The following is a 24015-nucleotide window of genomic DNA, read 5'->3' as shown; positions in this document are numbered from 1 at the left end:
ATGACCATGACATCACCCACCACCCTCAAAACCTCAACTGAGCCGCCTTTGGTATCAGCCGTCCGCTGGACGCGGGCCCAGTGGCTGCTGCTCATGGTTGTGTGCACCGTCCTGGCTTTGGACGGACTGGACGTCTCCATGGTCGGTGTTGCATTGCCTTCCATCGGACAGGAACTCAACCTCGGCACCGATTCCCTGCAGTGGATCGTCTCCGCCTATGTTCTCGGCTACGGGAGCCTGCTGCTCCTGGGCGGCCGACTCGCGGACCTGTTGGGCCGCCGTCGAATCTTCCTCATTGCTCTCACAGTGTTCGCTGCGGCGTCACTTCTTGGCGGGTTGGTGGACGACCCCGCCATCCTGATTGCCACCCGTTTCATCAAGGGCCTGGCCGCCGCGTTCACGGCACCCACCGGCTTCTCCATCATCACCACCAACTTCGCGGAGGGACGCGAGCGCAACAAGGCGCTGTCCATCTTCACCACGTTCGGTGCCAGCGGCTTCTCACTGGGCCTGGTGGTGGGCGGCTTGATGACCAGCCTGAGCTGGCGCTGGACGTTCCTGGTCTCGGTGCCGATCGCCGTGATCGTTGTCCTTCTGGGCCTCAAGTTCATTCCCAAGGACAAGCCGTCCGTTGAAGACAGTGGGCACGACTTCTGGGGAGCGGTCACGCTCGCGCTGGGCATGCTGGGTCTGGTGTACACCTTGGTTTCAGCACCTGAGCAGGGCTGGGGATCTGTGGCAACAATCGCCGGGTTCGCAGTTTCTGTTGCCGTGCTGGCAGCCTTCGCCGTGATCGAAAACAAGGTGAAGCACCCGCTGATCCGCTTCAGCATCCTCAAGGAGGGCTGGGTAGCCAGGGCAAACCTCAGTGCCGTTGGATTGTTCGGCTCCTACCTGAGCTTCCAGTTCATCGTCACCATGTTCCTGCAGTCGGTGCTCGGTTGGACACCTCTGGGAATGGCGTTGGCCCTGCTGCCGGCAGGCTTGCTGGTGGCCACCAGCGCACCCTTTGCGGACAGGCTGATTGAGAAGTTCGGTGCCACGCAACTCATTCTCACCGGCCTCACCGCGCTGGGGCTGGGCTACGTCCTGTTCCTCCGGGTTGGCACAACGCCCAACTACGCGCTGGACATCCTGCCGTCGGTGGTCCTGCTGGGCATCGGCTTCGCGCTGGCCTTCCCGTCCATCAACGTCCAGGCCACTGCCGGAATCAAGGACTCCGAGCAGGGTTTGGCCGCCGGTTTGATCCAGACCAGCACGCAGGTTGGAGCCGCCCTGGTTCTGGCCGTTACCACGGCGCTGGTCAGCGGGCACGGCCAGGCCGCCGGTACGGTCAGCGCCCAAGCCATGCTGGAACAGTACCGTCCGGGACTCATCCTGAGTGCCGCCGTCGCCATTGCTGCCTTGCTGGTGGCAGCGGCGCCGTCCCGACGCCGAATCCGAGCCTAATCCCCCGGGTTTTTGTACAGATAATGCCCTTGAGCGCTCGCCTTAGGGGCATTACCTGTACAAAATCTCCCCTGTACACGGGCGCAATTGCGGGGTCTCATGGGATGCATGAGGAATTACCTCACCGAGTACAGGCACGAGCTGCAGCGCACCTTCACGGGCACGTCGGGCACCCCGCCGGAATGGGTGCCACGCCTCGCTGAAGGGAACGACGCCGGATATCACCTTCCAGGGTCGGCGGTCTGGGCGGTGCATGGGCATGTGGCCACCATCGTGGCCGGGATCAGGGTGCTGTTGATGCAGGCCCTCCATCCCGGCGCGCTGGCCGGGGTGTACGAGCACTCGGGATTCCAGAAGGATCCGCTGGGCCGCCTGGCCAACACTGTCCGGTGGATCTTCACGGTGACCTACGGTTCAACCGAAGCCGCGGAGGCGGCGACGGCCCGCGTCCGGAAGATCCACGAGCGAGTCCGCGGGTCCTACGTGGATGGCAATGGAGTCCATCGCGACTATGCCGCCAATGATCCCGAACTCCTCCGCTGGGTCCATGTCACCTATGCAGACTCATTTATTACCGCCAATCGCATATGGGGCAGGCCCATTCCTGGCGGCGCGGACGCCTATGTCCAGGAGTGGGCAGCCGCGGGCAGGCTCATGGGGGTGGAGAATCCGCCCCTCACCGAGTCGCAGGTCCGGGACGAACTGGAGCAGTGGTACCACTCGGGGATCCTGCGCGCCGACGCACGCCTCGCTGAGACCGTTTCCTTCATTCGCTATCCGCCCCTGAGCCCATTGCTCCAGCCCGGATACCGCATCCTGTTCGCGGCCGCCGTCGCCAGTCTTGAACCCAAGTACCGCGAGCTCCTCGGACTCCGGGCAGCACGGTTCGGCCCCCTTCCGTTGCCCGTGATCACCGCGGCGAGAGCCGTGTTGGGCATGGTCCGGTTTGCTTTGGGTGCCCGTGGTCCAAGTGAGCTGGCCGCCCGCAGGAGGTTGCAGAGGCTCGGCTACGCGGCCTGAAGGTTTTCTCAATCCACAACAAAGGCCGGGCAGATCGGAGCAAATCCGTCCTACCCGGCCTTCGGTGGTCAATCCTTAGATCAGGTGATCCGACAGGTGGTTCGGGGTGCCGAAGCGGTGTGCGGTGATGGATACGGCTTGTTCGCGGAGGAACGGCAGCATCTCGATCCGGCCGGCCTGGGTCACTGCGCCATGGTAGACCGCGACGTCCGGACGGCCACCCATGGCTGCGCTCAGCGCAGCGAAGTCGCCACCGATCAGGCGGATCCGGCCGGCGTCGAACGTGGCAGCGCGGGCCAGCCACGCGGCGTCGTCCTCCACCCGGACGCTGACGCCCAGGTTCGCGAATGCAGTCACCACAGCGTCAGGAAGTACGACGGCGGAGCTCACGGTGAGCTTGGAGCCCGCCACTGCACCGGCTGCTACAACGCGGAGCAGCTCAGCGAGCCGCTCGTCTTCGGAGAGACGGATGGTGACCGGGAGGGAGCGGTAGCGGAAGACGTTGCGCTCAGCGGTCAACGCGGAAACATCCTTCGCGGTGCCGAACTCGGTTTCCCATGCCGCGGCATCGCTGAAGAGTGACTGCTGGAGGGTCTGGAGTTCCTCGGCCGTCACGTCAGCGGACTTGGCAGCAGCGAGAAGCTGGGCGGCTGCACCCTGAAGAACCGTGCCGCGCTTGGCCTTGGCCTCGGCGGGAAGCCAGCTGCCCAGGCCCACCAAGTAGTTCGGTCCCCCGGCCTTGGTTCCGGCGCCAACGGCCGACTTCTTCCAGCCACCGAACGGCTGGCGCTGGACGATCGCGCCGGTGATACCGCGGTTGACGTAAAGGTTTCCGGCCTGGATGCTGTCCAGCCAGACGCCCATTTCGGCGGAGTCCAGGGAGTGGAGCCCGGCGGTGAGGCCGTACTCGATCTCGTTCTGGATGGCGATGGCTTCTTCAAGGGTTTCGGCGGTCATGACACCCAGCACCGGGCCGAAGAACTCGGTGAGGTGGAAGTAGGAGCCACGCTTGACGCCGGAACGGATGCCCGGGGACCACAAACGGCCGGTCTCGTCGAGGCGCTCGGGCTTGATGGCCCAGCTTTCGCCGTCGCCCAGAGTGGTGAGGGCGTTGAGGAGCTTGCCGTTGGCCGCTTCGATGATCGGCCCCATCTGGGTGGTGGCGTCTTCCGGGTAGCCGACGGTAAGCGAGCGTGCGGCGTCGATCAGCTGGTTGTGGAAGCGGGCGCTCTTGGCCACCGAGCCCACCAGGATCACCAGTGATGCGGCGGAGCACTTCTGGCCGGCGTGCCCGAATGCCGAGTACACGACGTCCTTGGCAGCGAGGTCCAGGTCAGCACTCGGGGTGACGATGATGGCGTTCTTGCCGGAGGTCTCCGCGAGCAGCGGCAGGTCCTGGCGGAAGGAACGGAACAGCTCAGCGGTTTCGTAGCCACCGGTGAGGATCACGCGGTCAACGCTCGGGTGCGAGACCAGCTGGGTGCCGAGTTCGCGCTCTTCGAGCTGGACCAGGGCCAGCACTTCGCGCGGCACACCGGCTTCCCAGAGCGCGTCCACCATGACCGAACCGGACCGGCGGGCCTGCTTTGCCGGCTTGATCACGACGGCGGAGCCTGAGGCCAGCGCTGCAAGCGTCGAGCCTGCGGGGATCGCCACCGGGAAGTTCCACGGAGGGGTCACCACGGTGAGGTTGGCTGGGACGAACGTGGCGCCGTCGACCGTTTCCAGGTCCTTGGCGCGCTCAGCGTAGTAGTGCGCGAAGTCGATTGCTTCGCTGACCTCGGGGTCACCTTGATCGATGGTCTTGCCGGTTTCGGAAGCCATGACCTCCAGGAGCTCGGCGCGACGGGCCTCAAGCACCTCGCCTGCGCGGTGCAGGATGGCTGCGCGCTCAGCTGCGGGGCGCGCACCCCAGGCCTTGCCTGCGTCCACGGCGGTGGCGATGATCTGGTCCAGCTCGGCAGCGTCGGAGACCTTGGTGGATTCGACGATCTTGTTGCCGGCGGTGGAACCGGGGATCCGGCTCAGGATGTCGCGGCCCCAGGCACGGTTGGCCGGGAGTGCCGGGTCCGTGTCCGGGGTGTTGCTGAAGCCCTCAAGCAGAGCGGGCTCGGCGGGAAGGCGGCGGTCCTGCTTGCGGTTGGGGCCCGGGACCTCCGCGGTCATGCCGGCCAGGGAGTCCAGGAAGCGCTGCTGTTCGCGCTTGAACAAAGCTTCATTTTCGCTGAGTTCGAAGACTGCGGACATGAAGTTTTCCTGGCTGGCGCCCTCTTCGAGCCGGCGGATCAGGTAGGCGATGGCGACGTCGAACTCGCCCGGGTGGACCACGGGTGTGTAGAGCAGGAGGCTGCCAACGTCCTTGCGGACCGCGGTGGCCTGGCCCGTTGCCATTCCCAGGAGCATTTCGAATTCAATGCCCTTGGTGACGCCACGTTCCTTGGCGAGCAGCCATGCGAAGGCGACGTCGAACAGGTTGTGGCCCGCGACGCCGATGCGAACAGCATCGATGTGCTCCGGGGTGAGGGCGTAATTGATGACGTTCTTGTAGCTGGTGTCCGAGTCCTGCTTGGTGCCCCAGGTAGCCAACGGCCAGTCGTGCAGGGATGCTTCAACCTGCTCCATGGGAAGGTTGGCGCCCTTGACCACGCGGACCTTGATGGGAGCGCCACCCTGGGCGCGGCGGGCAGACGCCCACTCCTGCAGTTCCTGCATGGCGCCGAGTGCGTCCGGAAGGTACGCCTGAAGGACGATGCCGGCCTCGAGGTTCTTGAACTCGGGCATGTCCAGGATGCGCTTGAACACCGCGATGGTCATGCTGAGGTCCTTGTATTCCTCCATGTCCAGGTTGATGAACTTGGGCTTGGGGAAGGACGCTGCGAGGCGGTAGAGCGGCGTGAGCTTCTCCACGACGTGGTGGACGGCTTCGTCGAAGGCCCACGGAGAGTGCGGTGCCACGGTGGAGGATTCCTTGATGGAGACATAGTCCACATCTTCGCGGGCCAGCAGTTTCAGCGTGCCTTCCAGGCGACGCTGGGCTTCGTGCTCACCCAGGACGGCTTCGCCGAGGAGGTTCACATTCAGGTGCACACCGTCCTGGCGGATCTTGGCGATGGCCGGGCCGAGCTTGGCATCGGTGGCGTCAACAATGAGGTGGCCCACCATTTCGCGGAGCACGCGGCGGGCGATCGGGATGACAACCTGCGGGACGATCGGAGCCATGACGCCGCCTACACGCACGGCGCTGCGCATGTACCACGGGAGGAACTTGGGCACCTTCGGAGCCAGTTCGGCGAGCTTGCGGCCGGCGACCGACAGGTCCTCGGGGCGGATGACGCCGTCGACGAATCCAACCGTGAAGCCCAAGCCATTCGGGTCCTTCAGGACGCCGGCCAGGCGCTGGGCCGATACGTCGACGGGAATTTTGCTGGCTTCCGTGAGCCAGTGCCTGACCAAGGCGATGGCTTCGTGTGCCAGGGCATCGAACTGCCCTGAATCCTGGGTGCGCGGGGCGGTGGCATCCGGGAGGGTGCTGGTCATGGGGGCTCCTTCTGAGGCGGAGAAGTTTGTTTGTTTCCATCAGTATGGATCTACAATCCCATTAGGAAAAGCGATCTTTTCTGACGAATATTCATTACCCATTCCGAACCTTTGGAGGCCGCCTTGCTGGACGTCCGCAGGCTGCGTTTGCTGCACGAATTGAAGATCCGCGGAACCCTCGCCGAGGTGGCCGACGCGATGCAGTACAGCCCTTCATCGGTGTCCCAACAGCTGACCCTGCTGGAGAAGGAAGCCGGGGTGGAATTACTGCGCAAAGCAGGACGCCGCGTGCAGCTGACGCCGCAAGCCGAAATCCTTGTGGCGCACACTGCCGCACTGCTGGAGACCCTGGAGCGGGCAGAAACCGAGCTTGCGGCCTCGCTGTCCATGGTCACTGGAACGGTGCGCTTGGCCGTGTTCCAATCCGCGGCGTTGGCCTTGTTGCCCGACTTCCTCAGCATCATGCGGCAGGAGTACCCGGAGGTCCGCGTGGAAATGACCCAGCGCGAACCGGAAACAGCACTCTATGAAACCTGGGCGCGGGACTTCGACCTTGTGGTGGCCGAGCAATACCCGGGCCACGCGGCCCCACACCACACCGGCCTGGACCGCGTCATCCTCACCAGCGACGCCATCCGGCTGGCCACTCCCCCGGTGGGACTCGGCGGCGAAACTGTTTCCTCACTCGCTGACACTGCCGCCATGCCCTGGGTTATGGAACCGCGCGGGGCTGCCTCAAGGCATTGGGCTGAGCAGGCGTGCCGCTCGGCGGGCTTCGAGCCGGATGTGCGTTACGAAACCGCGGACCTGCAAGCACAGATCCGGCTCATTGAATCCGGCAACGCAGTGGCCCTCATGCCGGACCTTGTGTGGACCGGCCGCAGCCGCACGGTCCAGCTGCTGGACCTTCCGAGCCTGCCGAAGCGAACCGTCTTCACCTCCACACGCACAGCCGGCCGCATCCACCCCGCAACTGCGGCATGCCGCGAAGTCCTGGAGAGGGTGGCGGCCGCTCATCGTGACAGCGGGCTTGGCTCTGAGGACTAACCCAACCATGCCGGCGCTTCTTCGCGAGGATGACGCTAGCGATCACTGCAGCGACAACCCATGTCGCCAGGAAACCTAGGCTCAGCACCGGGTACTTGCTGCCGGAGACGATCGCGCCAGCCCCGATAGCGATAGCTGCGCACACGATGGTGATGAAAGGCGGATCCTTCAAAGTGGAGTACCGACTACGCGTGCGAGCCACCTGAGGCTGGTCTTTACTGAGTTCAGCGGATCCTCGCATCGGCCATCGTTTCCCCCACTTTGGCTGGGGCTGCCCTCGGTTCCGCGGCAAGGGCCGGACCAAGCCTTCATAGGCACGGTCCGGCCCTGCGCTTCGTAAGAGGCGTCCCTCAACCCGCACTCCCTTAGCTAGCTCCGTCCTCATCCTCTACGTTGCCGGCGGCGATTCGTTCGCTGACTTGCCGGTAGGCGTCCTGGATGAAGTCTTCAAGGTCTTGCCGGCTGATGCGCCAGGCGTTGCGGCCACCGATTTGGATGCCTCTGAGTTGGCCTGTCTTGAGCATGACGCGGATCTGCACCTCACTGGTCGCCAACTCTTCCGCGACCTGCTCAATCGTCAGGAACCGGCGCTTATTGATTTCATCGGGCATTTATCGATTCTAAAGTCGTGCAGTTGGGGAGTCCGTTGGCACGCTTCCACGGGTTATGCTAATCGTTGGATTTATTGTTCGCTTTATGGGGGACGGGCATGAGTTTTACCTTTAATGACAGCGCTGCCGTCGGGATCGTCTTTGATGATGGCGCTGCCGACGCTGTGATCAGTGCTGCTGATTCAGCGGATCAGGTTCTGCGTGGCGAGGGTGTCTTCCTGGACGGGGCCATGGATCATGCCGTGGAGGACTTCAAAGGCGGATACGCGCAGCTATTCACCCAGGCTTGTGCCATCAGGGCTGATGACCGCGCCAGGCTTGCCGGTGTTCTCGCAGCGTTGGCTGAGGACGTCCGGCAAGCAAAGCTCAAAGCGCAGGAGGAGAAGTCCAGGCTAAAAAAACTCACCGCCTGGCGGCAACGCGCCGATATCCGTGAACAACACTTTCAGCTTTTCCAGAGCGTGGCGAGCGATCCGATGCCCATGGAATGGCCGATCGCTGCACCGACGATTTCAGCGGTGTTCTCTGCGAGGGACCGGGCCCGGTTCGCCGGCGGAGCGGGGGGCGCAACCAGCTCGGCTGATCCTGGAAAGCTGCGCGAATTTGTAGCCCAGTCCCGCGCCTCCATGAACATCCTGGACGCGGAGCTGGGGAGAATCCGGAACGCGTGGAGCGGTTTCACCTCAGCGTGTTCGTGGGTGAACAGCGGCAGTGTCACGTTCGTGTCCGGCTTCGAGCGACTGCTGACTGAGAACGCCGCTGACGCGGCTTGGCTTGAGCAGATCGCCGCGGCATTCGAAACAGCCGGTAGCGGTTCCATGGCCGACACCATGCTCAACAGCGCCCTCATACAGCACGCATCACCCGGGCAAGTGAGTTTGAACGACGTCGGGGCCCTGAACGCCGATCAACTGAAAGCCTGGCTCGCCGCCCCTGCGAACAAAGACCGACTTCAGGGACTCCTCAGCCAACCGGGGCTTGACCCCCTAGTGACAGCCAAGTGGTGGGCCGGGCTCGGCCACACCGTCACCAAGAACGGAACAATCGAACCCGGCATCAGTCAGAAGCTCCTGATCGAGGCCCTCCCGGGGGTCATTGGGAACCTGAACGGCGTCACAGCGACCGCCCGGAACCTCGCCAACCGGCTACGCCTCGCCCCAGAGAAGGAACGCATCAACGCCGAACTCGCCAAAACGCCTCAACTCCTGCGCATCGGCACGGGAGACTCCATAACCAACCCGGCCTGGACAATCCTGCAAACCCAGCAGAAAGCCCTTGACGGTATCGGTCAAGCCCTCGTCAACGCGGGAACGTCAGGAGAAGCTGTCCTGCTCGGCTTCGACCTCACCCACGGCTCACCGAAGGCACAGGTCTCTGCGGGCAACCCCGATACGGCCGACAATGTTACCTACGCAGTGTCCGGCATGCTCATCACACCGCAAAGCGGCTTCAATGATTGGGCATTCAACGCTGCGAACCTCCAGTCGCAACAAAAGCTGATCTCGAGGAAGAAGTCCTTCGCGGTGGTGGCGTGGATCAACTATGAACCGCCCACGGTTCCGACCGTGAACAGCGGCGATGCCGCCGGGGCCGGTGCCGACCGGTTCGTCGCAGACCTTCAGGGGTTCAACGCCGTCAGAGAGGGTTTGGGCAACAGGACCCCGGAGACCCTGCACGTACCGGCCCATTCCTACGGCACCACCGTGACATCCAACGCCCTTGCCGCTGCGGAGTTGGACGTCGCCTCCTTCACGATGGTCGGCTCCGCCGGCATAGAAAAAGAGATCCGAAACACCGGAGACCTCCACGTCCCAGCCGGCCAGGTTTACGCCACCCACGCCGCAGGCGATGGACTGGCCCAAATGGGCCGCTTCCAACGCCAGGATCCGCGCCTGGAATCCTTCGGCGCGAAAGTGTTCTCTTCAGAAGAGGTCACGATCGACGGGACCCAGTATCAAGGCACCACAGAACACAACACACTGGTACATGAAAATGGCGGCGACGGCTACGGGTACCTGGATAAGGGAACCACGGCTCTGTACGAGGCGGCCCTGACAACAACCGGCAACGGAGACCGTATCCTGCCAGGCGCACGACCAGTATCGCCACCGGCCGGATTTGCGGGCCGTTGAACAACTCAGGAAGAGTGAACCGCATGCCCCGTGAACCCAAAGCCCGTCTAAAGACCAGCCGCATACTCGCCGCGTTAGTCTGCGCGACCATTGCACTGAGCGCCTGCACGCCCCCTACCCCGGAGAACCCCATGACCGGCTCAAACAATCCCAGCGACCCCGCAACCGTCAAAGCCCAGGTCGAAGAACTCAAACAAGCCCTCGCAGACCTCCACGCCTTCAAAACGGAAACCCAAAAAGCTATCGGAACCCAAAAATGGGCCGACGAAGGCCTCCGAAACGGTCCCTGCAACACAAGCGACGGCGAAGACGGCGTGAACTACATCGTCCTAAGCCAAACTGCCGATCCCGTCGATCTGCAAGCATCAGTCAAAGTGGTCAAAACGTTCTGGGAATCCAAGGGCTTCACCACCCGCACAGAAACCAACCCCCGGGACCCAGGTCTCATTCGCCTCTACGCTGACAAAAACGGCGGACAATTGGTTTCCTACTACGCAAACATCGAAGGCTCCGGCTTGGAGATGGACAGCGTCTGCGTTGCCGGAGACCAAACCGCAATCTACAAAGAGCTGTATCCCGAAAATTTCGGCCTCCCTGCCAACCCCAGCCCCTCTCCGACCGCAAAGTAGAGCCGTTACAGCACGTTCCTTCTGCCGGCATTGCGACCATAGGCACTTGAAGCTAGCCGACGACCTCCCTTCGGAGGCAATGGACTCTATCTCGCGAACGCCTCCTGCTGATAAATCCACCAATGGTCAAGCAGCCCTCTGAATTGTTCCTCGGCTCGCATTGGGCCTATCGCGCCCGAAAAGGCCAGGACCTTCAAGAAGTTCGAGTGGTCAAGCTTGGCGTGAAGCATCCGAAACGTGCCTACATCGCCTTCGTGGCCATGGAAGAAGAAGGCGAAGAGCTATGGACACCTATCGGCCGACTCAAATGCCGTTGGGAGGACGTCGATCACTTCAATTGCCATTGGCCTCGACCAGGCGCTTGAAGCGTAGGGCCTCATGTTCACTGTCCCATGGGTAGGAGGTTTGCTTGCCCGTGTCAGAATCGCGCCAAAGCACGGCGTGCGAGGTGGTCCCATCTGCCCGTTTGCGCTCTCGAATGCTTGCCATGTGAGCACTGTAGCGCCAACCTCTGTCAACAAAACGGACGGGCGCGTCAACACAAAAACAAAAAGGCCCCTAGATCGTCTAGATCTAGGGGCTCTTTCAGCGGAGAATGGGGGATTTGAACCCCCGAGGGCGTTAACCCAACACGCGTTCCAGGCGTGCGCCATAGGCCGCTAGGCGAATTCTCCTTGCTTCCGATTCGAAAGCAGATACTACTGTACCCGAGAATTTCGGCATCGTGTAATCGGGCTGAATTGCCACGTCCATGCACGCTCGCAGAAGCGCTCGTTAACGGAAAAATGGACGCCCCCAACGCGCCCATTCTTGCGGTATCACCGTTGAGCTGCCGGGTCCGGCCCCTCGCTCCCAGGCCCCGCAGCTCACAATCTTGAGATTGCCCCAATCGGTGTACATACCCATGGTCCGCTGCGGCCCCGGGATTTGCAATGGTCCGGGCAGCTTTCTGGTCAAAGTTACTGACAAAATGTCCCTATGACGCAGCTCCACGCCATGGTGGTTTACGTACCTGAGACCCACATTGAAGAGGTCCTCCTGGCCATTGGCGATGCCGGCGCGGGGCGAATTGGCGACTACTCGCACTGCGCCTTCACTGCGCCGGGCACTGGCCGCTTCACGCCCCTGCCGGGAGCGCGGCCCGTTATCGGCGAGGTTGGGATTGAGGAGCAGGTGCCCGAAATACGTGTTGAGTGCGTGGTCGAGGAGGACAGGCTCGACGGCGTTGTGCTGGCCCTGCGGGCCGCGCACCCTTATGAGGAGCCGGCTTTCATGACGTGGCCAGTGAATGGGTGGCGGTGATTCGCGCAACCCAACCAGCCGCCGTCGAGCCTTATCCACAGCCCTTCGAGCCGATTCGAACCCCAACCCAAGTTCGGGTAAGCTTGTCGACGGCCCCTCATGTGGCGTCATCCTGTTGAACTCCCCCAGGACCGGAAGGTAGCAAGGGTAGATGGGCTCTGGCGGGTGCATGAGGGGTCACTTACTTTAACTGTCAGTCCCTATAGGTAGGTTTCACTTGTGACTGTTACAACTGCCCTGTATCGAAGGTACCGCCCGGACTCTTTCGCGGACGTTATCGGGCAGGAACACGTCACGGAGCCGCTGATGACGGCGCTCCGCAAGAACCGCGTGAACCACGCCTACCTCTTCTCCGGTCCCCGCGGTTGTGGCAAGACCACCTCCGCGCGCATCCTTGCACGCTGCCTGAACTGCGCCGAGGGCCCCACGGACACCCCCTGCGGCAAGTGCCCCAGCTGCATCGAACTGGCGCGCGGCGGGTCCGGCTCGCTGGACGTCATCGAGATCGACGCCGCCAGCCATGGTGGTGTTGACGACGCCCGCGATCTCCGCGAGCGCGCAACCTTCGCTCCGGTCCGGGACCGCTACAAAATCTTCATCATTGACGAGGCCCACATGGTCACGTCGGCTGGCTTCAACGCGCTTCTGAAGATCGTCGAAGAGCCGCCGGAACACATCAAGTTCATCTTCGCCACCACGGAGCCGGACAAGGTGATCGGAACCATCCGCTCCCGCACGCACCACTACCCGTTCCGCTTGGTGCCGCCCGAGCCGTTGATGCAGTACCTTGAACTCCTATGCCAGCAGGAGAACGTTCCGGTAGCCCCGGGCGTGCTCTCCCTGGTTATCCGTGCGGGTGGCGGCTCTGTCCGCGATACGTTGTCCGTTCTGGATCAGCTCATGGCCGGCGCCGGACCCAACGGCCTGGACTACGAGCTCGCTGTTGCCCTGCTCGGCTACACGCACGCCTCGTTGCTCGATGACATCGTGGATGCTGTTGCGGCGTCCGACTCCGCCACCGTTTTCCGGGCAGTTGACCGTGTCATCCAGACAGGCCACGATCCCCGGCGATTCGTTGAGGACCTGCTGGAGCGCTTCCGGGATCTCATCATCGTCCAAGCCATGCCCGAGAGCGCCCAGGCAATCCTCCGTGGAATGCCTGCGGACCAGATCGCCCGCATGCGCAACCAGGCAACCAACCTTGGCGCAGCCGAACTCTCCCGGGCCGCGGATGTCACCAACACCGCGCTCACGGAGATGACCGGCGCCACCTCCCCCCGACTGCACCTTGAACTGTTGTGCGCACGCATTCTGCTGCCCAGCGCTGAACAGACTGAGCGAGGCATCGCGGCGCGCATTGACCGCGTGGAACGTCGCCTGAATTACGCGGGCGACGCCGGCACTTCGGCTGTCGCTCCCGGCGCGTCTGCCGCTGGAGCTTCTTTGCCGTCTGCTGCGCCCGCTCCCCAGCCGGTGCAGGCTGCCCAGCCGGCACCGGTCCCCTCCGCTTCGCCCTCGGTACCGGCCGCCGTAGAGCGCACGCCTGCTGCTCCGGCGCCCGCAACCCAGGCACCCGCGGCTCCCGAGCCCGCCACTGACACTGGTTCACGGGACTCCATCACGGCACCGCGGGTGTCCACCAATGACTGGCCTGTCGAGGATCGTCCGGCTGGGGGTCGCGTTCCGCAGCCTTCCGCCTCCTCAACGGCCGCACCCACCGCGGTTCCTGCTCCGGCTCACCCCGGCCAGGCACCTGTCCAGCAGCAAGAGCCTGCACCTGCATCTTCGCCCACCCCCTCGCACGAGGCGCCGCCGCAAACGCAGCCCGCTCCGGCCGCACAGCAGGCACCTGCCTCAACGCAGCAGCCAACTGCTTCCCCGGTTCCGCCAGCCGCAGGTAGTGGGGACGTCGAGGCTCTTCGCCGGGCATGGCCGGATGTCCTGCAAACCTTGACCAAGATCAAGCGCAGCACGTGGGCGCTCGTAGAACCCAACGCCCAAGTGGCACAGTTCGACGGACAGGTACTGACCCTGGCCTTCACTACGGGTGGCCTTGCCGGCGCGTTCGGACGCGCCGACCATTCCGAGAACCTTCGCCAGGCAATCCACAAGACCATCGGCATCGACTGCCAGATCGTCGCAGTGGCTGGCGGCAACAGCTCAGCGAGCTCTGAGCCAAACCCAAAAGCGCCTACTAGCCGGGAGACCCCGGCTGCTGAGTCCCCCGTAGCCTCGGGAGCCGTAGCTTCGGCGCCCGCGCCTTCGGCATCCGCAGCTTCCGTGTCCGCACCTTCCGCGCCGGCAGAAACGGCTCCGGCACCTGCCCCCGCCCCTGTTTCGGCAGTCGACTCTGCCTGGGGCCTTGCGCCGGCCGCTCCTGCGGCAACTCCAGAAGTAACAACTTCGGGCTCGGTACCGGCTCGGTCGCAGGCAGACTCGCCCGCCGCGGCCGCGGCCCAAGCCACCGCCCAAGCAGCAACCGAGGCCCCAGCTTATGCCCCAGCGCCGGCCCCAGCTTCCACGACGACTGCCCCAGCGGCGGCGCCTGCAGCGGCAGCGCACGCCGCGGGACCTGCATCGCCGCCGCCCGCACTCCCCCCGACCCCGACGACGTCCCAGCCCGCCTCCATGTCGGCAGGCGATTACTCCTACCCTGACGACGATTGGGGTCCTCCGCTGGACGAGGATGCCCCGCCGTTGGACGAGGAGCCCCCGGCAGACTGGGAACCACCCTCCGGATACGGCCGCCAGAGCACAGCTCCGCCGGCACCTGCAGCGTCGCGGACGGGTCAATCGAGCCCTGAACAGGAAACTCCTTCGCGGCAGGCAGCTGTTCCCTCAGCTGCCACGCCCTCCGCAGCCTCAGCCCACGCTGTGCCAGCCCCAGCCGGCACCGTCCCAACGGGCCGAGCCGCAGCAGCCAGCCCCGCCCCAGCGAGCCGGGCTGCCGCAGCCAACCCCGTCGCGGCATCCGACACCTCTGCCGACCCCTGGTCCAGGGCAGTCGAACAGGCGCCAGGCACGTGGGTGGTCGGCACTGAATCCAACGTAGGCAAGCGAACCCAGGCGGCCCAGGAAGCTGCCGCCTCCGGATCGAATGCCCCGGATTACCAGCCCGCGGCTGCCCAGATTCCGGAGGCAACTGCCGGAGCCTACGGCCACCCAACCAATGCCGAGCAGAACCCGAGCTCCAGCTGGGACGTCGCACCGGCGTCGAGCTGGCCGGGAACGCAGTCCATGCCAGACCCAGCGGCCAGCAACAATCCAGCGGCCAGCAACAGTCCGGCAACCAGCAACAGTCCAGCAGCCAGCAGCGTCCCCGCAGCCAGCAGTGCCCCTGCAACGTGGCCGTCCCTGGCGACGCAACCCGAGGATGCGCACGGTTCCGTGGCCACGCTGGAGGAGGGTCCGGCGTCGGGCAATCCCCACGGACGCCAGAGCCTCTATCAGCGGCTGACCAACAGTCCGGAAGCCCAGGCCGGGCGCGTCCAGGCACCTGTGCGGACCCAGGCTGCGCCAGCCGCGGTGACGGAGGACATCCCCAGCCCTGAGGACGAAACCATCGAGGAATCGAGGGTCTTTGGGCGGGCTGCGGTGGAGCGTATTCTGGGCGGAAAGCTGATCGAAGAGCGCGCCTTGGACGGTTCTCCTCTGCAAACCCGCTGACTCCAGCATTGATTTCAAACAAATGAGGACATTGTGTACGAAGGTGCAGTTCAGGAGCTGATTGACGAGCTCGGCCGGCTTCCCGGTGTGGGACCCAAATCGGCGCAGCGCCTGGCATTCCATATCCTTGAGGCTGATCCGGAGGACATGAAGCGCCTTGTCACGGCCATCACCACGGTGAAGGAGCGCGTTAAGTTCTGCTCTGTCTGCTTCAACGTGACAGAGCAGGAAACGTGCAACATCTGCCGCGACCAGCGCCGGGATCCCTCGGTCATTTGCGTGGTGGAGGAATCCAAGGACGTTCTGGCTGTAGAGCGGACGCGCTCCTTCCGGGGCCGCTATCACGTGCTGGGCGGCGCCATCAATCCCATTGCCGGAGTGGGTCCCGAGCAGCTGCGTATCCGGGAACTCCTCACGCGCCTCAACGATGGCGCCATTCAGGAAATCATCATCGCTACGGACCCCAACCTGGAGGGCGAAGCCACCGCAACATACCTGGCGCGGATGCTGAAGTCGATCGGAATCACTGTGACGCGGCTGGCGTCGGGTCTTCCCGTCGGCGGTGACCTGGAGTATGCGGACGAGGTAACGCTGGGCCGGGCCTTCGAAGGCCGCCGCAACGCGTTGCTGTAGAAAACGCCAACGGAACGCTAGGACGTTCGCAGCCTCCGGGCCGTCAACCGACGCCCCGCAACAGCAAGCAGTGCCGCCGTCGCTGTCTGTGCCGCGAAGCCGGTCAGAGCGACGGGCATGGACGGCGCGAGCCCCTCGCTGGACTCCCCGCCCAGGCACGGCACGTCGCGGGCCGGGCCGTCGGCCGCCCACTGCAGTCCGGCCAACACCCACCCCACCTCGTTGTCCGTGGGCACAAATCCGGCCCCGACGCTGCCCAGCAACAACGCAGGATTGGACGCCGCCAGCCAGGCGACACGGTCCGTATGCGCCACCTCAACGGGATGCAGGCTGCCTATGCATTCGTAGGAGGTGATCCTTCCGGTGTCGTCGCGCTCCACGTTCACGGGCACGGAAGCCTGGTCCGTCCCCGACGTGCCGGGCAGCAGCAGGACCGTGACCACCACGTTGAGCACGCAAAAGAAAACTGTCAGCGCCGCGGCCAATGCCGCTCCCGGTGCACCTTTGGTGAAGCACGCCCGCGAACCGGCGCCCATCAGTCCGAACAGGGCCACTTCAAGAACCATCACGACGACGGCGGCAGCGGCCAGCCCGATGGGCCCGCCAACGCTGATGGCGATCGCCAGCAGAACTGCGAACGCCGGTGCGGACAAAGCCACGCCTCTCATCGCGCCAGCCAACAGCAGCCCGAGGAAGCTTCCTTGAAAGTTCCGGAAGCCCCAGATGACTCCAAGCACTGCGGCCATGAGGGCAAGGAATGCCGCCATGATCAGGTACGTGGAGCTGGTCACGGGGGTCTCAAACCAGCCGTTAGCCTCTCCCCAGCCGACCACTGCGGCCGCCATCCCCCATGACAGGGCTATTCCCACGGCACAGGCAAGCCAGAACCACCAGGTTGTGAAGGACCCTCGGGCACTTTGCCAGGCCTCCTGGACGGCAGCTGTGAAGACAGCGGGCGAAGGGGCGCTTCCCGTCCGCTGAGGATCGGCCCCGATTCGCTGGTCATCGATCATTCCGCCACCGATGACCTCATATTCGGGCTCATTCCATCCCGGTCCCGAACGGCCCGGTTGGTCAGGAACGCCGGCCATCGCCCCACTCAATCCTCATGATGTGGATGGTACGCCGGGCATGGCGCGCCGGGTATGCCGCCCTGGCAACCTGGCAGGTTTCCAGTTCAGCGCTGACAGGTTCAGCGCTGGCAGGTTTCCAGTTCAACGCTGACGGTTCAGCGCCTCCGGTTCAGCGCTTCCCAACACCAGGGACGGAGGTGACCTGCTTCATCCACGCCGCGATCTGGGCATGGTCGATGTCATCCGGGGATTCCAGCTCCACCCCGCGCGTCGATTTGCCCATCCCTATGGGTGTCACCGGAGGTACGGGATCCAGTGCCGTGCCGTTGATGAACATGAGCTTCACATGGCCGGCGAATCCGCCGCAGCTGAAACACCAGCCATCGCCAACCCCGTAATAGGACATACCCCACTTCACGGAACGCTGCAGGTTGGGCAGGGTGGTGGCTGCCAGCGCATCGATTGTTTCCGCGATGCCGCGCTGCGGCTGCGGCAGGCTGGCGATATAGGCGAACACGGGTTTATCGCCCACTGCCGCTTTCGCCGGGCTGGCCCTTCCCGTCATGGCTGCGGGGAGCGTGCTGTGGACCTCGGCGTGATCCGCCGTGCGCGTTTCCGGCGTGTGGGCTTCCTTCTTTTCAGGCTCCCTGCTGGTCATAGGGATCATTATTCCCCCGCGTTGCACCGGTGGCCGCTATGTGGTCACAATTCCTGCCAGTGCTGTGCACGGCGATAAACTGGGCAAATAAGCTACGCAGGTGTGCCCGAATTCGTGTACGCCGCGTTCGAACCCTATTGATGCAGTGAGGGTGCGCGCATGACTATGCCCACTACCGAAGTGAAGATCGAAGAGCTCTCCAACGAGGCTGCCATTACCAAGCAGCTGATCGTTCAGAAGTTCGGCGGTTCCTCGGTTGCCGATGCTGATGGCATCAAACGGGTCGCACAGCGCGTCGTGGATGCGCAGAGGGCCGGCAACGAGGTTGTGGTTGTTGTTTCCGCAATGGGCGACACTACAGACGAACTCCTGGACCTGGCGAGCCAGGTGACCGACTCCGCTCCCGCGCGCGAGATGGACATGCTGTTGTCCGCCGGCGAGCGAATTTCCATGGCCCTCCTGGCGATGGCCATTAACAAGTTCGGCGCTTCCGCGCAGTCGTTCACGGGTTCGCAGGCCGGCATGATTACCGACGGCATCCACGGCAAGGCCCGGATTATCGACGTCGACCCCCACCGCATCCGCACGGCCCTGGACAAAGGACACATCGCCATTGTGGCCGGGTTCCAGGGCATGAGCCGCATTACCAACGAGATCACCACGTTGGGCCGCGGCGGTTCGGACACCACAGCTGTTGCCTTGGCAGCGGCTCTGGAAGCCGACGTCTGCGAAATCTACACGGACGTGGACGGCATCTACACCGCCGACCCCCGCGTCGTCAGCAGCGCCCAGAAGATCGACCGCATCTCCAGCGAGGAAATGCTGGAACTGGCGGCTTCCGGCGCCAAGATCCTGCACCTGCGGTGCGTTGAATACGCCCGCCGTTTCGGTGTGCCCCTGCACGTCCGTTCTTCATTCAGCCACCACGAAGGAACCTGGGTCATCCCGGGTGCCGACGAAAAGTTCACGATTCAAGAGGGAGTTGCCTTGGAGCAGCCAATCATCTCCGGCGTTGCACACGACCGGTCCGAAGCCAAGGTCACCGTTGTAGGCGTCCCTGACATCCCCGGCAAGGCTGCTGCGATCTTCCAGGTGATCGCCGATGCCCACTCCAACATCGACATGATCGTCCAGAACGTGTCCACCCACGGCACGGGCCGCACGGACATCTCGTTCACGCTTCCGATTGTCGAGGGCGCCGACGCTTTGGCCGCACTGCGCGCAGCTGAAGGCCAGATCGGTTTCGAGAGCATCGAATACAACGAGCACGTTGGCAAGCTCTCCCTGATCGGTGCCGGCATGCGTTCGCACCCGGGCGTCTCCGCCACGTTCTTCAAGGCGCTCTCCGACGCCGGCATTAACATCGACATGATCTCCACGTCTGAAATCCGCATCTCCGTGGTCACCAGCGCCGACAAGCTGGATGACGCCGTCCGCGCCATCCACAACGCATTCGAGCTCGACGGCGACGCTGAGGCTACCGTTTACGGCGGCACCGGCCGCTAGGGTCACCACGTCTGAGCAGTCCCCACGTCTGAGCAGCAGGAAGGACCGGAGCAAGCGCTCCGGTCCTTCCTGCGTTAGGGCTGCACTCGCCTACCCGCTGGCATCTCTCCGGCCGGACGGCGCCAACAGCACCTCCACCAACTGCGTCAGGCCATCAGCCATGTCCACGCCCTTGTCGTAGAGCCACTGCAGCTGGAGGCCGTCGAAGGCGGCCACGGTCAACCGTGCCAACATAACGGCGTCGACGTCTGTCCGGACTTCTCCGGAGGCTTGGCGCCGCTCGATGTCAGCGGCCACATCCCGAATCACGGTTTCGTAGCGGTCTTTGAAGTAGGCATGGGAGTCATGTCCGGGATGGTTCGCTGTAGCCGAAGCAACAGCGTAGAGAGTGGTCAGCCCTGGCTCCCTCTCATTGCGCGCGGCTATTGACGGCATGAGGCTTAGGCCGACGTCTTCCTGGCCACTGGCCATCAGCGAACGCCGGTCCCGTTCTGCGAGGACGGCTGTGAGAAGCTCCTGCTTCCCTTTGAAGTAGTGGAAGAGGGTGGCTTCCTTCACCCCCACGAGCTCGGCCACACGCTTGAGGGCTGTCCCCTCGAACCCTTCGGTGGCAAAGACGTCGGTGGCGGTCTGGATGATCTGTTCGCGGCGTTCCGCTCCCTTGGCGTACTGGCCACGGGCCCTCGAAGTAGGCATTGGGTCAGTCTATTTCACACCCCAAAATCGAGTGTCACTCGACTTATTTGCTCAAAACCTAGTCAGACTAGATTTTTGGCGCTACAGTCTTCACCAGAGACCCAACGGTGGGTCACCGTTCACAGGAGGCAATGTGGCCCTCGATATCACCCAACAGGCTCCGGTTATCAGTACCGGGCCAAACGCTGCAGCGGCCGGCCCGGCTTCCCGCGCCTACGTCATCGGCATGCCCATCGCGAGCGCAGGCCTCTGGATGGCCGTCCTCGCCCCGGCCCTGGTGGTCCTCGCCATCAAGGTTTCCGACATCACCACCCCGGACACCCGCGCGGGCGCACTCAGCCTGGTGGCCGGAGTCGGCGCGGCTGTCGCCTTGCTGGCCAACCCTTTCTTTGGCCGCCTCAGCGACCGGACAACCTCCCGCTTCGGGATGCGCAAGCCCTGGATCGTGGGCGGCTCGTTGCTTGGCTTGGCATCCCTTTTCCTGCTGGGTTCAGCCACAGACGTCGGAATCGTCCTGGTCGCCTGGGTTGTAGCACAGCTGGGCTTCAACGCCGCCCTGGCCGCCTTGGTGGCAACGCTGCCGGACCAGGCTGCCCCGGCCGAACGCGGACGACTCTCGGGCCTCATCGGCATGACGCTCCCCATCGGCCTGGTAGCGGCCGCCTTCTTCGCGCAGATGTTCGATAACGCCTTGCAGATGGCCGTTGTCCCCGGAATAGTGGGCACGGCCGTTGCCATCGCCTTCGCGTTCACCTTCAAGGACCGCGTGCTCACGGAAAAGCCGGCGCCGCTGAACGTCAAGGAGATCCTTGGCTCGTTCTACTTCAACCCCAAGGTCTTCCCCGGTTTGGGCTGGGCTTGGTTGACCAAATTCATGGTTTACGTCGGGTACTGCGCAGGGCTGCTCTACCTGCCGTATTTCTTCACGGACCACCTCCACATCGCCGAATCCCAGGTCACCGGCCTGGTGTTCCAAGCAACCTTGGTTAGCTCCGCCGGCACTGTGATCACCAGCCTCGCCGGTGGTTGGATCAGCGACCGCATAGGCAAGCGCAAGAGCATGGTGATCGCTTCCGCGCTCATCATGATGGCGGGCCTGATCGTGATCGCCACCAGCACTGAATCCAACCAGGTACTGGTTGGCCAGGGCATCCTCGGACTCGGCCTGGGCGTCTTCAGTGCCGTTGACGTAGCCCTCATCACGGACCTCCTGCCCGGCAACCAGTCTGAGAATGCCAAGACGTTCGGCGTCTTCAACATCGCACAGGCCCTCCCGCAGTCATTGGTCCCCGCCATCGCGTTCCCGGTGATCGCCTTCGGTGGCTACCCCGCATTGTTCCTCGGTGGTGCGGCAGTCGGCATCATCGGCGCCCTCCTCGTCACCCGTATCAAAGGAGTCAAGTAAATGAATCCCACACTCGCAGCAGCGGTCACGGCACCACAGGACGGTTCGCCGGACGCCGAAGCGCGGATCCGCGAACTCGCCCTGAGCCTGACGCTCGAGCAGCAAGTTCAGCTGCTGACCGGCGCTGATGTCTGGTCCACGCACGCCATCCCGGAGATCGGCCTGTCCCGCGTGGTCATGTCCGACGGACCGGCGGGCGTCCGCGGCGAAGACTTCGATGAGCGCCACGACTCCGTCTCCTTGCCGTCGTCGTCGGCTTTGTCTGCGACGTGGAGCGCCGAGACCGCCAACCGCTACGGGCAGGTCCTGGGCCAGGAAGCCCGCCGCAAGGGAGTCCAGGCCGTTCTGGGTCCCACCATCAACCTGCACCGCTCACCCCTGGGCGGCCGCCACTTCGAGTGCATGAGCGAAGACCCCCGGCTCACCGCAACCATGGCGGCCGGGTACGTAGCCGGCGTGCAATCCATGGGCGTGGGCGCCACACCCAAGCATTACTTGGCCAATGAAGCCGAGACAGAGCGCTTCACCGCCGACTCCGTGGTGGACGAACGTCCGCTCCGCGAGCTGTACCTGGCTGCGTTTGAGGACGCCATCACCGAGGCCCGTGCCTGGCTGGTGATGAGCTCCTACAACTCCATCAACGGCACCACCGCGAGCGAAAACAAGCTGCTGGAAACGCCGCTATCCACCGAATGGGGCTTCGACGGCGTGGTCGTGTCCGACTGGACCGGCGTACGTTCGATCGACGCCGCCAACGCCCACCAGGACCTGGAAATGCCCGGCCCAGTGGGCCATTGGGGACCCAAGCTGCTCGCAGCCGTCAACGATGGCCGCGTCAGCCGGGAGTCCATCCTGGAGAAGGTCACCCGCATCCTGCGCCTGGCCGCCCGCGTCGGCTCACTGGAAGGCTTCACGCCGGCTGTCACCCAGCTCCCCGCGCAACTTGACGGTGCCGCCGTCGCACGTGAAGTAGCCGTCCGCGGCGCCGTGCTGGTCCGCAACAAGGGCCTCCTGCCGCTGGACGCCAAGGCGCTTAGCAGCATTGCTGTGATCGGCCACAACGCAGACGAGGCCCGCACGCAGGGCGGCGGAAGCGCCACCGTGATGCCCAAGTACACCGTCTCGCCGCTGGAGGGCCTGCGGAACGCACTGCCCGACGACGTCATGGTTACCTACGCTCGCGGCGCCAAGGTTGCCGAGGGCATCCAGCCGTTCCCCCGCACCTCGCTGCACAACCCCGTCTCCAACGTCCCCGGAATCCGCGTCACGTTCCTGGCAGCTGACGGTAGCGAAATTTCCGGCGAAGACCGCTTGGCGTCGCACCTGATTTGGTTCGGCATCGGAATCCCCGACGGCGCTGCCTCCATCCGCATGCAGGCAGACTGGACTGCCGAAACAGCAGGCGTCCACCACCTGGGCGTGGGCACCGTGGGCCGGATCCGCTTTGTCCTGGACGGCACGGAGGTCTTCAACAGCGAGCTTGAGGACGATACCGAAGTCCTGGGCGCGGCGCTGTTCGATCCTCCCAAGACTGTCCACGCCATCGAAACCACGGCCGGTCAGAGCGTGCGGATCGAGGCCGAGTACCAGTTGCCCGCGGAACAGGTCATCCCGTTCACCGCCATCCTGCTGGGCGAGGAAACCGTGGTGGAAGATGCGCAGGCCGAGATCGACGCCGCCGTGGAAGCTGCCCTCAACTCCGACGTAGCCGTGGTGGTAGTGGGCACCAACGCAGCCATCGAGTCCGAGGGCTTCGACCGCAAGGATTTGGATCTTCCCGGCTACCAGAATCAGTTGGTGGAAGCTGTGGTGGCAGCGAATCCCCGCACAGTGGTGGTGGTGAACTCGGGTTCGCCTGTGGTGATGCCGTGGCTGGACACAGTGGATGCAGTCCTGCTGGGCTGGTTCGGCGGCCAGGAGTTCGGCAGCGCAATCGCGGACATCCTCCTGGGTGCCGAAGAGCCGGGTGGACGCCTTCCCACCACTTGGCCCGCCGCGCTGGAGGACGTCCCTGTCCTGAGCACCACACCCGTGGACGGCAAGGTGGTCTACTCGGAGGGAATCCACATCGGCTACCGTGCTTGGCTGAAGCAGCAAGCCGAAGGCGGCGCAGCTCCTGCCCTGCCGTTCGGCTTCGGGCTTGGATACACCACCTTTGACCTCGGCACGGCGCACGCGCCCCAAGGGGTGACCGCCGGGAACGATGTTGTGGTCCACGTCCCCGTCAAGAACACCGGTACCCGCACAGGACGGGAAGTAGTCCAGGTTTATCTGGAACGCCCTGAATCAGCCGTGGAGAGGCCTGTGCGCTGGCTCGCCGGCTACGCCGGAACGCACCTCGCCCCCGCCGGCACTGAGAGCGTGGAAATAACTATCCGCGCCAAGGCGTTTGCGCATTACGACGGCGGCTGGCAGTTTGAGCAGGGCACGTTCCGTCTGCTGGTGGGCCGTCACTCGGCCGACGAGTTCCAGTCCATGGACATCGAACTCCGGTAATACAGGTGCGAAATGACGCTGGGTGGCGGCTTTTTTTGGCCGTCACCCACGTGGTTTTCGCCACAAGCGGTAGAACTGGGGTATGGTATGGAATTTTCGTGGCATGCTGTACGTTGCATACCCGGTAACCCCCTAACACGAAGAGGCATTAAAAA

The 24015-nt window shown here is 64.0% G+C and carries 17 protein-coding genes, 1 tRNA gene and 1 other RNA gene; 13 read left to right on the top strand and 6 right to left on the bottom strand.

The features are described 5' to 3' along the window. Window positions 1-6 precede the first annotated feature (6 nt). Together BMY91_RS18730 and BMY91_RS18725 are read left to right on the top strand one after the other, a co-directional pair. Window positions 7-1449 carry an MFS transporter gene (locus tag BMY91_RS18730; protein WP_090824676.1) on the top strand — a complete coding sequence of 481 codons (1443 nt, stop codon included), beginning with the start codon at window positions 7-9 and terminating at the stop codon, window positions 1447-1449. 99 nt (window positions 1450-1548) lie between these two features. Continuing rightward, window positions 1549-2469 carry an oxygenase MpaB family protein gene (locus tag BMY91_RS18725; RefSeq protein ID WP_090824674.1) on the top strand — a complete coding sequence of 307 codons (921 nt, stop codon included), beginning with the start codon at window positions 1549-1551 and terminating at the stop codon, window positions 2467-2469. Between the two features lie 75 nt (window positions 2470-2544). Here the strand turns inward: BMY91_RS18725 and BMY91_RS18720 are convergent, their stop codons facing one another. After that, window positions 2545-6006, bottom strand: coding sequence for a proline dehydrogenase family protein (locus BMY91_RS18720; RefSeq protein WP_090824672.1), 3462 nt, complete (start codon window positions 6004-6006; stop codon window positions 2545-2547). 123 nt (window positions 6007-6129) lie between these two features. Here BMY91_RS18720 and BMY91_RS18715 point away from each other — a divergent pair, with 123 nt between their 5' ends. After that, window positions 6130-7053 (top strand): LysR family transcriptional regulator, encoded by a 924-nt coding sequence (locus BMY91_RS18715; protein WP_090824670.1) that lies wholly within the window; start codon window positions 6130-6132, stop codon window positions 7051-7053. Between the two features lie 365 nt (window positions 7054-7418). Here BMY91_RS18715 and BMY91_RS18710 read toward each other — a convergent pair whose 3' ends face one another. Continuing rightward, the gene (locus tag BMY91_RS18710) at window positions 7419-7664 is read right to left on the bottom strand and encodes a helix-turn-helix domain-containing protein (protein ID WP_090824668.1); all 246 of its coding nucleotides are present in this window, start codon (window positions 7662-7664) and stop codon (window positions 7419-7421) included. 98 nt (window positions 7665-7762) lie between these two features. Here BMY91_RS18710 and BMY91_RS18705 point away from each other — a divergent pair, with 98 nt between their 5' ends. The 3 genes from BMY91_RS18705 to BMY91_RS22980 all read left to right on the top strand — a co-directional run bounded on the left by BMY91_RS18705 (window position 7763) and on the right by BMY91_RS22980 (window position 10790). Continuing rightward, complete coding sequence (locus tag BMY91_RS18705; protein WP_090824666.1) at window positions 7763-9796, top strand: alpha/beta hydrolase; 2034 nt, start codon at window positions 7763-7765, stop codon at window positions 9794-9796. Between the two features lie 131 nt (window positions 9797-9927). After that, window positions 9928-10425, top strand: coding sequence for a hypothetical protein (locus BMY91_RS18700; RefSeq protein ID WP_090824665.1), 498 nt, complete (start codon window positions 9928-9930; stop codon window positions 10423-10425). Window positions 10426-10547: 122 nt separating this feature from the next. Further along, window positions 10548-10790, top strand: a complete 243-nt coding sequence (locus BMY91_RS22980; protein ID WP_139244912.1) for a hypothetical protein — start codon at window positions 10548-10550, stop codon at window positions 10788-10790. A gap of 224 nt (window positions 10791-11014) precedes the next feature. On the opposite strand, the gene BMY91_RS18695 is transcribed toward BMY91_RS22980, so the two are convergent. Then, a tRNA-Ser gene (locus BMY91_RS18695) sits at window positions 11015-11099 on the bottom strand. Between the two features lie 304 nt (window positions 11100-11403). On the opposite strand from BMY91_RS18695, the gene BMY91_RS18690 reads away from it, so the two are divergent. From BMY91_RS18690 to recR, 4 genes are all read left to right on the top strand, one after another. Then, a complete protein-coding gene (locus tag BMY91_RS18690) occupies window positions 11404-11727 on the top strand; it encodes a YqfO family protein (RefSeq protein ID WP_090824662.1) in 324 nt (107 codons plus the stop codon). An 88-nt stretch (window positions 11728-11815) separates the two neighbouring features. Further along, an RNA gene (ffs, locus tag BMY91_RS18685) (signal recognition particle sRNA small type) lies at window positions 11816-11912 on the top strand. A 34-nt stretch (window positions 11913-11946) separates the two neighbouring features. Further along, window positions 11947-15393 (top strand): DNA polymerase III subunit gamma and tau, encoded by a 3447-nt coding sequence (locus BMY91_RS18680; protein WP_090824660.1) that lies wholly within the window; start codon window positions 11947-11949, stop codon window positions 15391-15393. Window positions 15394-15426: 33 nt separating this feature from the next. After that, window positions 15427-16026, top strand: a complete 600-nt coding sequence (gene recR, locus BMY91_RS18675; protein ID WP_090824658.1) for a recombination mediator RecR — start codon at window positions 15427-15429, stop codon at window positions 16024-16026. Between the two features lie 17 nt (window positions 16027-16043). Here recR and BMY91_RS18670 read toward each other — a convergent pair whose 3' ends face one another. After that, entirely contained in the window at window positions 16044-17117 is a 1074-nt protein-coding gene (locus BMY91_RS18670; protein ID WP_090824656.1) for a hypothetical protein, read from the bottom strand. Between the two features lie 151 nt (window positions 17118-17268). Then, on the bottom strand, window positions 17269-17757 hold the full coding sequence (locus BMY91_RS18665) for a DUF1801 domain-containing protein (RefSeq protein WP_256212827.1): 489 nt from the start codon (window positions 17755-17757) through the stop codon (window positions 17269-17271). Between the two features lie 159 nt (window positions 17758-17916). On the opposite strand from BMY91_RS18665, the gene BMY91_RS18660 reads away from it, so the two are divergent. Next, a complete protein-coding gene (locus BMY91_RS18660; protein ID WP_090824654.1) occupies window positions 17917-19263 on the top strand; it encodes an aspartate kinase in 1347 nt (448 codons plus the stop codon). Between the two features lie 90 nt (window positions 19264-19353). On the opposite strand, the gene BMY91_RS18655 is transcribed toward BMY91_RS18660, so the two are convergent. Beyond that, window positions 19354-19959, bottom strand: a complete 606-nt coding sequence (locus BMY91_RS18655) for a TetR/AcrR family transcriptional regulator (protein ID WP_090824652.1) — start codon at window positions 19957-19959, stop codon at window positions 19354-19356. A 133-nt stretch (window positions 19960-20092) separates the two neighbouring features. Between BMY91_RS18655 and BMY91_RS18650 the strand changes: the two genes are divergently transcribed. Both BMY91_RS18650 and BMY91_RS18645 read left to right on the top strand, forming a co-directional pair. Further along, the gene (locus BMY91_RS18650; protein WP_256212826.1) at window positions 20093-21364 is read left to right on the top strand and encodes an MFS transporter; all 1272 of its coding nucleotides are present in this window, start codon (window positions 20093-20095) and stop codon (window positions 21362-21364) included. Beyond that, complete coding sequence (locus BMY91_RS18645; protein WP_090824650.1) at window positions 21365-23860, top strand: beta-glucosidase family protein; 2496 nt, start codon at window positions 21365-21367, stop codon at window positions 23858-23860. It begins immediately after the preceding gene. Window positions 23861-24015 lie beyond the last annotated feature (155 nt).

It is taken from the genome of Arthrobacter sp. yr096, assembly GCF_900108925.1.
Classification (GTDB): Bacteria; Actinomycetota; Actinomycetes; order Actinomycetales; family Micrococcaceae; genus Arthrobacter.
The sequence above is the reverse complement of the archived record's forward strand: the minus strand, read 5'-3'. Positions and strand labels throughout refer to the sequence as shown.

Coding starts and splice junctions, on each gene's coding strand:
- BMY91_RS18655 (WP_090824652.1), bottom strand. CDS start 19,959: ATGCCTACTTCGAGGGCCCGTGGCCAGTACGCCAAGGGAGCGGAACGC.
- BMY91_RS18725 (WP_090824674.1), top strand. CDS start 1,549: ATGGGATGCATGAGGAATTACCTCACCGAGTACAGGCACGAGCTGCAG.
- BMY91_RS22980 (WP_139244912.1), top strand. CDS start 10,548: ATGGTCAAGCAGCCCTCTGAATTGTTCCTCGGCTCGCATTGGGCCTAT.
- BMY91_RS18670 (WP_090824656.1), bottom strand. CDS start 17,117: ATGGCCGGCGTTCCTGACCAACCGGGCCGTTCGGGACCGGGATGGAAT.
- BMY91_RS18645 (WP_090824650.1), top strand. CDS start 21,365: ATGAATCCCACACTCGCAGCAGCGGTCACGGCACCACAGGACGGTTCG.
- BMY91_RS18705 (WP_090824666.1), top strand. CDS start 7,763: ATGAGTTTTACCTTTAATGACAGCGCTGCCGTCGGGATCGTCTTTGAT.
- BMY91_RS18665 (WP_256212827.1), bottom strand. CDS start 17,757: ATGACCAGCAGGGAGCCTGAAAAGAAGGAAGCCCACACGCCGGAAACG.
- BMY91_RS18720 (WP_090824672.1), bottom strand. CDS start 6,006: ATGACCAGCACCCTCCCGGATGCCACCGCCCCGCGCACCCAGGATTCA.
- BMY91_RS18700 (WP_090824665.1), top strand. CDS start 9,928: ATGACCGGCTCAAACAATCCCAGCGACCCCGCAACCGTCAAAGCCCAG.
- BMY91_RS18710 (WP_090824668.1), bottom strand. CDS start 7,664: ATGCCCGATGAAATCAATAAGCGCCGGTTCCTGACGATTGAGCAGGTC.
- BMY91_RS18690 (WP_090824662.1), top strand. CDS start 11,404: ATGACGCAGCTCCACGCCATGGTGGTTTACGTACCTGAGACCCACATT.
- BMY91_RS18730 (WP_090824676.1), top strand. CDS start 7: ATGACATCACCCACCACCCTCAAAACCTCAACTGAGCCGCCTTTGGTA.
- BMY91_RS18660 (WP_090824654.1), top strand. CDS start 17,917: ATGACTATGCCCACTACCGAAGTGAAGATCGAAGAGCTCTCCAACGAG.